This is a genomic window from Neisseria sp. HMSC03D10 (genome assembly GCF_001807625.1).
GTDB lineage: Bacteria > Pseudomonadota > Gammaproteobacteria > Burkholderiales > Neisseriaceae > Neisseria > Neisseria mucosa.
The window spans coordinates 9,441-20,895 of record NZ_KV789531.1 but is presented as its reverse complement, the minus strand read 5'-3'; the positions used below and the strand labels follow the sequence as shown (position 1 = coordinate 20,895).

General features: G+C 50.2%; 10 protein-coding genes, 1 other RNA gene and 1 riboswitch. Of the genes, 7 read left to right on the top strand and 4 right to left on the bottom strand.

Annotation, left to right across the window (positions count from 1 at the left end; translation table 11 throughout):
• From HMPREF3066_RS05360 to HMPREF3066_RS05350, 3 genes are all read right to left on the bottom strand, one after another.
• Window positions 1-830: IS30 family transposase (locus HMPREF3066_RS05360; RefSeq protein ID WP_141743183.1), on the bottom strand; the 830-nt coding region annotated here is incomplete at its 3' end.
• A 98-nt stretch (window positions 831-928) separates the two neighbouring features.
• Window positions 929-2,830 (bottom strand): phosphomethylpyrimidine synthase ThiC, encoded by a 1,902-nt coding sequence (gene thiC / locus HMPREF3066_RS05355; RefSeq protein ID WP_070440969.1) that lies wholly within the window; start codon window positions 2,828-2,830, stop codon window positions 929-931.
• Window positions 2,831-2,922: 92 nt separating this feature from the next.
• Window positions 2,923-3,022: riboswitch (TPP riboswitch) on the bottom strand.
• Between the two features lie 215 nt (window positions 3,023-3,237).
• Window positions 3,238-4,404, bottom strand: coding sequence for a cytochrome-c peroxidase (locus HMPREF3066_RS05350; protein ID WP_070440966.1), 1,167 nt, complete (start codon window positions 4,402-4,404; stop codon window positions 3,238-3,240).
• Window positions 4,405-4,752: 348 nt separating this feature from the next.
• Here HMPREF3066_RS05350 and HMPREF3066_RS05345 point away from each other — a divergent pair, with 348 nt between their 5' ends.
• From HMPREF3066_RS05345 to rpsI, 6 genes are all read left to right on the top strand, one after another.
• Complete coding sequence (locus tag HMPREF3066_RS05345; protein ID WP_003757087.1) at window positions 4,753-5,742, top strand: NAD(P)H-dependent glycerol-3-phosphate dehydrogenase; 990 nt, start codon at window positions 4,753-4,755, stop codon at window positions 5,740-5,742.
• Window positions 5,743-5,883: 141 nt separating this feature from the next.
• Entirely contained in the window at window positions 5,884-6,207 is a 324-nt protein-coding gene (locus HMPREF3066_RS05340; RefSeq protein WP_003766760.1) for a bZIP transcription factor domain protein, read from the top strand.
• Between the two features lie 9 nt (window positions 6,208-6,216).
• Complete coding sequence (locus HMPREF3066_RS05335; RefSeq protein WP_003744050.1) at window positions 6,217-6,519, top strand: cell division protein ZapA; 303 nt, start codon at window positions 6,217-6,219, stop codon at window positions 6,517-6,519.
• 7 nt (window positions 6,520-6,526) lie between these two features.
• A non-coding RNA gene (ssrS, locus tag HMPREF3066_RS05330) (6S RNA) lies at window positions 6,527-6,706 on the top strand.
• A 260-nt stretch (window positions 6,707-6,966) separates the two neighbouring features.
• Entirely contained in the window at window positions 6,967-7,398 is a 432-nt protein-coding gene (rplM, locus tag HMPREF3066_RS05325) for a 50S ribosomal protein L13 (protein ID WP_003744049.1), read from the top strand.
• Between the two features lie 9 nt (window positions 7,399-7,407).
• Window positions 7,408-7,800, top strand: coding sequence for a 30S ribosomal protein S9 (rpsI, locus tag HMPREF3066_RS05320; RefSeq protein WP_003744048.1), 393 nt, complete (start codon window positions 7,408-7,410; stop codon window positions 7,798-7,800).
• 841 nt (window positions 7,801-8,641) lie between these two features.
• Here rpsI and HMPREF3066_RS05315 read toward each other — a convergent pair.
• Window positions 8,642-9,109 (bottom strand): YchJ family protein, encoded by a 468-nt coding sequence (locus tag HMPREF3066_RS05315; RefSeq protein WP_049227391.1) that lies wholly within the window; start codon window positions 9,107-9,109, stop codon window positions 8,642-8,644.
• 253 nt (window positions 9,110-9,362) lie between these two features.
• Between HMPREF3066_RS05315 and HMPREF3066_RS05310 the strand changes: the two genes are divergently transcribed.
• A complete protein-coding gene (locus HMPREF3066_RS05310) occupies window positions 9,363-11,351 on the top strand; it encodes a monovalent cation:proton antiporter family protein (protein ID WP_070440963.1) in 1,989 nt (662 codons plus the stop codon).
• Window positions 11,352-11,455 lie beyond the last annotated feature (104 nt).

The window sequence follows — 11,455 nt, the reverse complement described above, 5'->3', positions numbered from 1 at the left end:
TGTTTGGGGAAATATTGCCGGATGAGTCCGTTAGTGTTTTCATTCAGTCCTTTTTCCCAAGAATGGTAAGGGCGGCAAAAATAAGTCTCCGCTTTCAATGCTTTGGCTATTTTGGTGTGTTGGTAAAATTCTTTGCCGTTATCCATGGTTATGGTGTGCACTCTGGCTTTATGTGCCTTTAATACCCTAATGGCTGCTAGGGTAGTGTCTTCGGCTTTTAAGTTCTTTAATTTGCAGATGATGGTGTAGCGGGTAGTGCGTTCGACCAAGGTCAATAATGCGCTTTTCTGTCCTTTGCCGACGATGGTGTCGGCCTCCCAATCGCCGATGCGGGTTTTCTGGTCGACGATAGCAGGTCGGTTTTCTATGCCGACGCGGTCGGGCACTTTGCCTCTGGTCCATGTGCTGCCGTAGCGTTTGCGGTAGGGTTTGCTGCATATTCTGAGATGTTGCCACAAGGTGCCGCCGTTACTTTTGTCTTGGCGGAGGTAGCGGTAAATGGTGCTGTGGTGGAGCGTAATTTGGTGGTGTTTATGCAGGTAGGCACATACCTGTTCGGGACTGAGTTTGCGGCGGATAAGGGTGTCGATGTGTTGAACCAGCTGCGAATCGAGTTTATAGGGTTGTCGCTTACGCTGTTTGATAGTCCGGCTTTGCCGCTGGGCTTTTTCGGCGCTGTATTGCTGCCCTTGGGTGCGGTGCCGTCTGATTTCGCGGCTAATGGTGCTTTTGTGGCGGTTAAGCTGTTTGGCGATTTCGGCGATGGTGCAGTGGCGGGACAGGTATTGGATATGGTATCGTTCGTCTTGGGTCAGTTGTGTGTAGCTCATGGCAATCTTTCTTGCAGGAAAGGCCGTATGCTACCGCATACTGGCCTTTTTCTGTTATGGAAAGTTGCACTTCAAATGCGAATCCGCCGACCTTTTTATCAACTGTAAATCTCAGCCCCTTTCTTTACAAACTCGACCGCTTTTTCTTCCATGCCCTGCCGCTGGGCTTTTTGCTTATCGGCGTAGTCGCGTACTTCCTGCGTGATTTTCATCGAGCAGAATTTGGGGCCGCACATTGAGCAGAAGTGGGCGATTTTTGCGCCTTCGGCGGGCAAGGTTTCGTCGTGGAAGCTTTCGGCGCGTTCGGGGTCGAGGCTGAGGCGGAATTGGTCGCGCCAGCGGAATTCGAAACGCGCCTTGCTCAGGGCGTTGTCGCGCAACTGCGCACCCGGCCAGCCTTTGGCGAGGTCGGCGGCGTGGGCGGCGAGTTTGTAGGTGATGATGCCGGTGCGCACGTCTTCTTTGTCGGGCAGGCCGAGATGCTCTTTCGGGGTAACGTAGCAGAGCATGGCTGTGCCGTACCAGCCGATATTGGTCGCGCCTATGCCCGAAGTGATGTGGTCGTAGCCGGGGGCGATGTCGGTAACGAGCGGGCCGAGTGTGTAGAAAGGCGCTTCAAAGCAGTGTTGCAGCTCTTCGGTCATGTTTTCTTTGACGCGTTGCAGCGGCACATGGCCGGGGCCTTCGATCATGACTTGTACGTCGTGTTCCCACGCTTTGCCGGTCAATTCGCCCAAGGTGTGCAATTCAGCGAACTGCGCTTCGTCGTTGGCATCGGCAATGCAGCCGGGGCGCAGGCCGTCGCCGAGGCTGAACGACACGTCGTAGGCTTTCATGATTTCGCAGATTTCGTCGAAATGCGTGTAGAGGAAGTTTTCCTGATGGTGGGCGAGGCACCATTTCGCCATGATGGAGCCGCCGCGCGATACGATGCCGGTGAGGCGGTTGGCGGTCATCGGCACATAGCGCAGCAACACGCCCGCGTGTATGGTGAAATAGTCCACGCCTTGTTCCGCCTGCTCGATTAAGGTGTCGCGGAACAAATCCCAAGTCAAATCTTCGGCAATGCCGCCGGTTTTTTCCAAAGCCTGATAGATGGGCACGGTGCCGATGGGGACGGGCGCGTTGCGGATAATCCATTCGCGCGTCTCGTGGATATGCGCGCCGGTGGATAAATCCATAATCGTGTCCGCGCCCCAACGCAGCGACCACACCATTTTTTCGACTTCTTCGGTCAGGCTGGAGGTTACGGCGGAGTTGCCCAAGTTGCCGTTGATTTTGACGCGGAAGTTGCGGCCGATAATCATCGGTTCGAGTTCGGGGTGGTTGATGTTGGCGGGGATAATCGCGCGTCCGGCAGCGATTTCTTGGCGCACGAATTCGGGGGTGATTTGGTCGGGGTGGGTCGGGATGTTTGCGCCGAAACTTTGCCCTGCGTGCTGTTTCAAGAGCTTGGCATATTCGGGCCGTCTGAAAAGTTCGTCCAGCTTCATGCGTTCGCGTATGGCGGCAAACTCCATTTCGGGCGTGATGATGCCGCGGCGCGCATAGTGGAGCTGGGTTACGTTGCTGCCGCTTTTCGCACGGCGCGGGCGGGTGATTTGGTTGAAACGCAGATGGGCGGTTTGCGGGTCATGCGCGCGTTCGATGCCGTATTCGCTGGAAAGCTTGGGCAGGATTTCGGTATCGCCGCGTTCGTCTAGCCATGCGGTGCGGATGTGCGGCAGACCTTGTTTCAGGTCGATGTGTGCCGCCGGATCGCCGTACACGCCACTAGTGTCATAGACGGGAATCGGCGGGTTGGCTTCCGTGCCTTGCGCCGTGTATGTGTCGTCCTGACGGATTTCGCGCAAAGGCACGCGGATGTCGTCGCGGCTGCCTTGCAGATACACGCGCTCCGAGTTCGGATATTTGAAGCGGATGCCGATGTCTTCGCTCAAGTCGGCAAGTTCGCGCGCTTCGTTGCCGGAAGTTTTGGCGGTTTTCTTTGGCGTAGTCATAAAAAATGCTCCTGTTTTCTCGTTTGAAAAGAAGAAACAGGAGCGTTTTGCTTTTTCAGACGACCTCAATATCAAAAAAGGCCGTCTGAAAGACAGAATCCGTGAAAACTCCCCACGCAGGTATTATCCCGATCGGGTGTAAAGGGTATTTCTCAGCCGCCAGAACATCAGGCAGCACCCCTGTTTCGTACAAGGAAGGATTATAAACCACGATTGGGGTTTGTTGGAAATCTTAACAGGGCTGACATCGGTATTTTAAGGAATGAATGGCTTGAATATCGAGGGGTTAGCTATATTGCGTTTCCATAAATTGAAACGTCGTCTGAAAAGCAGGACAACTTTTTTCAGACGACGTTTGGTACGGCACAAATTTAGGATAACGGGTTCCGTTACCCTAAATCTACGGCTTATTTGTTGTTCGGATGGGATTCCATCGGTGCAGACAAAGGCAGTTCGGGCATGGTGCGGGCAGTGTCGGAAACATTGCCGGACAGTGTTTTCAGGAAGGCAACGATGTTGTCGGTGTCTTCTTTCGATAAGTCTTTGCCCAGTTGCGCTTTACCCATGATGGTAACGGCTTTGTCCAATTCCCAAACGCTGCCGTTGTGGAAATATGGATAAGTTTTGGCGACGTTACGCAAGCCTGGGACGCGGAAGAAGAATTCGTCTTCGGCTTTTTTGGTTACGTCGGCACGGCCTTTGTCGTGTTTCGGATCTTCGATGAATTTCCAGTACGGGCCTTCAACCAAACCGAATTTTTGGAAGGTTGCGCCGCCGAGGTTGACGCCGCTGTGGCAGGCGATACAGCCGTTGTCCATAAAGGCGCGCACGCCTTTGCGCTCTTGTTCGTTCAGAGCGTTAACGTTGCCTTTGAGGTAGTCATCCCATTTGGTCGGCGTCAACAGGGTGCGTTCGAATGCGCCCAGTGCGGTGGTGATATTTTTGAAGGAAACTGCGCCGTCTTCGGGGAAGGCGGTTTTAAACAGTTCTTGATATTCGGGGATTTTGGCGATTTTGGCAGCGGCTGCTTCTTGCGAGTCGTTTGCCATTTCCACAGGGTTCACCAACGGTCCGCCGGCTTGTTCTTCAACGTCAGCCGCACGGCCGTCCCAGAACTGCATACCGAGCAGGGCGGCGTTTAACGCGGTCGGGGAGTTGCGTCCGCCGAACTGTCCTTTGTGGCCTTGGCTGGTCGGCAGGTTGTCCACGCCTGCGGTGGCAAGGTTGTGGCAGGAGTTGCAGCTTACGGTGTTGCCTTTGGAGAGGCGCGGCTCATACCATAATTGATGGCCGAGTTTGACCTGTTCTTCGGTAAACGGGCGCAGTTTCTGCATTTCTTCGGCACTCGGCAGCGGTTTGAAGATGCCTTGTGCGCGTTTGAGCAATTCTTGGTCTTCAGGTGAAGCATTGCTGTCGGCAACGGCGGCTTGGGACGCTGCTGAGGCAGCTGAAGCTGCGTTAGGGGTCGTCTGAACAGCAGAGGCTTCGGTCGGTGCGGAAGCAGGTTTTTGTTCCTTGCTTTCCTGTCCGCCACAGGCGGCCAATGCGGATAAAACAGCAAGCGACAGGAGCAGTCAGGTGTTGTGGTGGTTCATGGCGTGTTCCTTTTTGTAGTGGATATTATTATGAGTAAGCACCGTTTCCGTTGATTGCCGTGATGAATGGCGGGCGAAAATGGGGAATGGCATTCCGCTTTGTTTGCGTCCGTTTGATATGTCCGGCTTTTTTGTCCGCGAAGTATAAACAGCGGGCGTGGTTTGCCCTTTGCGGTAAATCAATATTGGATTTTCAATAGAAATAAACAATATATGTGATAGCTTCTGCATTTTCATGCGGTTTTCATGTTGGATAGGCCTCTATCGCTTGCACTGCCAAGCCGATTGGTTTAAATTAAACGACAATTTACCGTTGGAAGACACACAATGAAAATTACCGTCATCGGCGCAGGTTCTTGGGGTACAGCCCTTGCCCTGCACTTTGCCAGCCACGGCAACGAAGTCGCCCTTTGGACACGCAATCCCGAACAAGTCCGTACATTGCAGGCAGAACGTGAAAACAAACGCGGTCTGCCCGGTTTCCCTTTCCCTGAATCCTTAACCGTTTATGCCGATTTGGGTGATGCGCTCAAAGACAGCGGGCTCGTTCTTGTCGTAACTTCTGTCGCAGGTTTGAGAAGCAGCGCGGAACTCCTCAAACAACACAATGCCGACCATATTCCTGTCCTTGCTGCCTGCAAAGGCTTTGAACAAGACACAGGGCTGTTGACCTTCCAAGTATTGAAAGAAGTATTGCCTGAGAACAAAAAAATCGGCGTGCTGTCAGGTCCGAGCTTTGCCCAAGAACTCGCCAAACAACTGCCTTGCGCTGTGGTTGTCGCCTCAGAAAATCAAGAATGGATTGAGGAATTGGTGCCGCAACTCAACACCAACGTAATGCGCCTTTACGGCAGTACGGACGTTATCGGCGTGGCTGTCGGCGGTGCCGTCAAAAACGTTATGGCAATCGCCACCGGTCTTTCCGACGGTCTCGAATACGGACTCAATGCGCGTGCGGCACTGGTGACGCGCGGTCTCGCCGAAATTACCCGTCTTGCCATGGCCATGGGTGCGCAGCCCAAAACCATGATGGGGCTTGCCGGCATCGGCGACCTTATCCTGACCTGTACCGGCGCGCTTTCGCGCAACCGCCGTGTCGGTTTGGGTTTGGCAGAAGGAAAAGAACTGCATCAAGTGTTGGTGGAAATCGGCCATGTTTCCGAGGGCGTCAGCACCATCGAAGAAGTGTTTAACACCGCTGTGAAATACCAAATCGATATGCCCATTACCCAAACCCTGCTGCAACTCATCCGCAAGGAAATGACCCCGCAGCAAGTTGCAGAAAGACTCATGGAGCGCAGCGCGCGCTTTGAATAAGACCGAACGACAAAGGTCGTCTGAAAACATCAAGCCAAAAAGTTTCAGACGACCTCAACATTCGGCAGCGATTGACATTCCTGCATCATCATCCTAATATCCTGACCGCCTGCCACCATGCGGCAATACGGAAGCCTATACATGAATCAATCACTCGACACCTTGGAAGTCAGCGTTTACCAGCTGGCCCAAAAATTTGAAACCCTTGTTGGTGAAAACCGCCGCCTTAACGAAGAAATCGACCGCCTCAAGCTTGAGCATGAACAACAAAAGCGCGAACATGAAGCTGCCGTTGACGAATTGAGCGAAGCGCTGCTCGTACAAGTCGGCAAACTCAAAGAAGACCTACAAGGCAAAATCGACAACCTTACCGCCGAAAAAGAACAATACCGCAGCGCATTAGAGCAGACTGCAGAAAAAATCCGCCGGCTCATTGCCCGCCTGCCGCAAGAAACGCAATCATAAGGACACGCCATGAGTATCGAACAAGTCAGCCTCGACATCATGAATGTCAATTTCACCATCAACACCCCGAGCGAAGAAAAAGATACCCTGCTCCAAGCTGTTGATATGCTCAACAAAAAAAGTGCCGCCATCAAAGAGAGCGGACGCATTGTCGGCAGCGATAAAATCGCCATTATGACCGCGCTCAACGTCGTCCACGACCTCCTTAAAATTACACTCAAAGACGATTTGGCAATAGGTGAATTTGAGCGTAAAATAACCGACATGAACAACGCTTGCCAAAAAGCTTTGGCGCGGTTGGAACAAAACTGATTTTTCTTTTTCCCTGCGGTGTCCGCGAAGGCATATATTCCTTTGAACCAATAAGTTCGCTTAAGGTTGCCGGGAGTTGCAGTGGGCGCGAGCGTCTATCCTTAGATGCACCCGAAACTGCCCGGGGTGACCGCCTTGTCAACAAGGTTCAAGCGGATTCAGCCAAAACGGCTCTCGCGGGGATTCCCATATCAAGCCATGCCCGATTGCGGCATGGCTTTCATTTATCATCGGCTTCGACGTCGTCTGAAAAACCAAACGTAAAATCAAAAAACATATCCCGATATTTTGAATCAACAGCAATGTTTTCCAACCTAAAAACAACATTTCCCAATGCATAAAAACGCCATCATAGAAAAAACACTTTCAGACGACCCCAATCCGATTGACAAAAGCCAATCCCATCTTTAAAATTCACAACTTTCTATATCTATCTGGATTTCCACTATGAAAACCTTTTCAGCGAAACCCCACGAGGTGAAGCGCGAATGGTTCGTTATCGACGCCCAAGACAAAGTTCTGGGTCGCGTTGCAGCCGAAGTCGCACACCGTCTGCGTGGCAAGCACAAACCTGAATACACCCCCCACGTTGACACCGGCGACTACATCATCGTCATCAACGCGGACAAACTGCGTGTAACCGGTGCCAAATTCGAAGACAAAAAATACTTCCGTCACTCCGGCTTCCCCGGCGGTATCTACGAGCGTACTTTCCGCGAAATGCAAGAGCAATTCCCGGGTCGCGCTTTGGAACAAGCCGTAAAAGGCATGTTGCCTAAAGGCCCATTGGGTTACGCCATGATCAAAAAACTGAAAGTGTACGCTGGTGCAGAACACGCCCATGCCGCACAACAACCCAAAGTTTTGGAATTGAAATAAGGACACGACATGAACGGTAAATACTACTACGGCACAGGCCGCCGCAAAAGTTCAGTGGCTCGTGTATTCCTGACTAAAGGTACCGGCCAAATCATCGTTAACGGTCGTCCCGTTGACGAATTCTTCGCCCGCGAAACCAGCCGCATGGTTGTTCGCCAACCTTTGGTCCTGACTGAAAACGCTGAAGCGTTTGACATCAAAGTCAACGTTATCGGCGGCGGTGAAACCGGTCAATCCGGCGCTATCCGCCACGGCATTACCCGCGCCCTGATCGACTTCGACGCTGCGCTGAAACCTGCCTTGTCTCAAGCCGGTTTCGTGACTCGCGATGCCCGTGAAGTTGAACGTAAAAAACCGGGTCTGCGCAAAGCACGCCGCGCAAAACAATTCTCCAAACGTTAATTCGTTTTTGGAATCTCAAAAAGCCCTGCAATGCAGGGCTTTTTTATGGGCTAATTCATGTAAATATTAAAAGAATAATGAGCGTTTTTCTAAAAAGTTTGATTTTAACAAATAGGATGGTTCTATTTTTTAGGGACAGATATTAGGAGTATTTTAGGAGTGTTTGTAATACTAATCTATTTTTAACTCTATGAATTCTCATTGGTATCAAAATAATGATGAATTATAGTGGATTAACCTTTAAACCAGTACGGCGTTGCCTCGCCTTGCCGTACTATCTGTACTGTCTGCGGCTTCGTCGCCTTGTCCTAATTTAAATTTAATCCACTATAACTCTTCATTTTAAGGCTTTGGGATAAGACATTTTTGGTTTAAGGGGGGGTATATACTTTTCCTGTTAATAGTGTATGGATGGAGCTCCAAGAAAATCTTTACTTCTAAAGTTTGATTTTGAGAGGTGATGTAATATGGAAATACTTCTCAGATGATTGTTCTAGTGAGGTGTTGCAAAATAACCAATACAAATAATGGCAAAATATACCGCTTATCTTAATAAACTAACGTTTATCTTAAATTCTGCGCAATATATTCAAAATATTTCACTTCTTAACGACATTTAATACTAAAAATAGTAGAATCCAAATTGCTGAAACACACCGCTCTTTTATCCCTTTTGGGCGGTGCAGCAAGTAAGACGTTTTCCCGCAATGTATTGGCCATTCATACTTCTCCCTTGGTATGAATGGTTTTTTTTATCTAAGTTTTTTTATGTTGCCTTATGAAGATGAAAAGGTTGTCTGAAATATGTTTTTCAGACGACCTTTGTGATTTTGATTCTGCCTTATTTGAAAAATTGTCCGCAGCATGCCTTGAATTTTTTTCCTGAACCGCAGATGCAGGCTTGCTTCATTGTCGGGAGTGGAGCGGTTGGATCAATAAAGTACCAGTATCCGTCAATATTGACGAATGTAGATAGTTCATGATGATATGCCGTTTCAGCTCCATCTTGAAAATGGGCATTAAATTCAACTTGCGCGTGGCGTTTGCCGATGAGGGTATGGTGGATTACTTCTAATCCTAGCCAAAGGGTTTCTCGGCTCCATTGCTGTATTTCTTCTTGATTCAGCAGATTTTGCTGGGAGGGAATTGTGGTGGCAACGATATAATCAATATTATGTAACACATAGGCACTGTATCTTGAGCGCATCAGTTTTTCGGCAGTCTGCGGATGAGTTTGATGGGTATGGAAGGGGTGGCAGCATTCAGCGTAGGGGAGGGAAGAAGAACATGGACAAGGGGTAGGGGGCATGGAGGATGTCCTATTAAGGTTTGCTTTGTTGAGGGAATAAAAGTTACTCTAGTAAGTCGTCTGAGACAAAAATATTTGAAATGTTCATTTATTCGGTATTATTTGTTTTATAGGAACATTATTTTACAAGGTTTTTTGATACAATACCTTAGCCCCGTCCCGACAATGCCGGAATGCTATTCCGCGTCCGCTCGGACGGCCTGCCATAAATAAAACAGTTATTTCCCAGCCAAACATCAAGGCCGCCCGCTCTATGCACGAAACTTTTTCCCTCGCACCCATCGTTATCGTCCTCCTCGTTTCCGTCATTACGGTGATTTATTGCCGTAAATTCAACATTCCTTCCATGCTCGGTTATCTTTTGGTTGGTTTTATCGCCGGTCCGGGTATGTTGAAGCTGATTCCGCAAGGCCATGCGACTGATTATCTGGGCGAAATCGGTATCGTATTCCTGATGTTCAGTATCGGTCTCGAATTCTCCCTACCCAAGCTCAAAGCTATGCGCCGCTTGGTGTTCGGTTTGGGTGGTTTGCAGGTCATTGTGACCATGTTGTCGATTATCGGCATTTTGATGTTGATGGGCGTCAGCTTTAATTGGGCGTTTGCCGCAGCCGGGGCGATGACCATGTCGTCCACGGCAATCGTCAGCCGCATCCTGTCCGAAAAAACCGAATTGGGACAGCCGCACGGTCAAATGGCGATGGGCGTCTTGTTGATGCAGGATATTGCCGTCGTACCGCTGATGATCCTGATCCCTGCATTGGGGGGAAATGGCGAAGAAGGCAGCCTGTGGGCGGCGCTTGGTCTTGCCGGATTGAAAATGCTGGTCACGCTGGGCGTATTATTCGTCGTCGGCAGCAAGGTGATGTCGCGCTGGTTCAGAATGGTCGCCAAACGCAAGTCGTCTGAATTGTTCATGATCAACGTCTTGCTGGTAACCTTAGGCGTAGCTTATCTGACCGAACTGGAAGGCTTGTCGATGGCATTGGGCGCATTCGTCGCAGGTATGCTGCTTTCGGAAACGGAATACCGTTTTCAGGTGGAAGACGACATCCGCCCGTTCCGCGATATTCTGCTTGGTTTCTTCTTTATCACGGTCGGCATGAAACTGGATATCCAGGCTTTAATCGGCGGCTGGCAGCAGATTCTGATTTTGCTGGCAATCCTGCTGGTATTGAAAGCATTGGTCGTCTTTTTCATCGCTTTGCATATGAAGCATCCGATTGCGGACAGCTTGAAAACAGCCCTCTATTTAGCACAAGGCGGCGAATTTGGTTTTGTGATGTTAAACATCTCCAGCAAAATCAATATGGTGTCGCCAGAGCTGGAACAGGCGGCTACGGCAGCGATTCTGTTGTCCATGATTATCGCCCCATTTATCTTGGGCAGCAGCGATGCCATCGTCAGCCGTTTTGTCAAATCAAGCTGGGATATGAAGGCATTGGATTTGCACAGTATGTTGGTAGAAACCATGAACAAATCCGACCACGTCCTGATTATCGGTTTCGGACGCGGCGGTCAGACCGTCGGACGCGTCTTGGCTCAGGAAAACATCCCCTACTTCGCCCTCGATCTTGATATTGGCAGGGTTCAGGTGGCACGCAATGCGGGCGAGCCGGTTTCGTTCGGCGATGCCAAGCGGCGGGAAGTCTTGGAAGCCGCAGGTTTGGAACGCGCCAAAATGGTGGTCATTACCCTGAACAATATGCACGAAACTCAGCATGTTCTCGACAATATCATGTCCTTGCATCCGAGTATGCCTGTGTATGTTCGGGCGACCAATGACGATTACGTTAAAATCTTCACAGATATGGGCGCAGAAGAAGCAGTATCCGATACCAAAGAAACTAGCTTAGTGCTGGCAAGCTACGCCATGTTGGGCAATGGCGCGACATACAGCCACGTTTATCAAACCATTACCAACATCCGACACAGCCGCTACGCCTCTCTGGAAGGCTTGTTTGTCGGCAGCGATGATGAAAACGGATTCGGTGAAGAAGGCAAATCCATATGCCGCCACGCCTTCCCTCTGACCGGCGAAGCCTACGCCATCGGCAAAACCATCCGTGATTTACCTTTGGATAACGCCGGCATCAAACTTCTATTTATCCGCCGCAACACAAGCAGGATAGAAAACCCCGACTTGGATTTCCAGCTTCAACCGAATGATATTTTGGTCGTCGCAGGCAGACAGGAGGAAATTATTTCTTTTGAAAACTGGAGTTTGCAAGGAAATACCTAATACACTGAAAAATAAAGCTTGCGCGGAGGATGCTTTTTTGATTTAATAGCGTCTTCGCAAATGCAGCGACAAGGGTGATTAGCTCAGTTGGTAGAGCGTCTGCC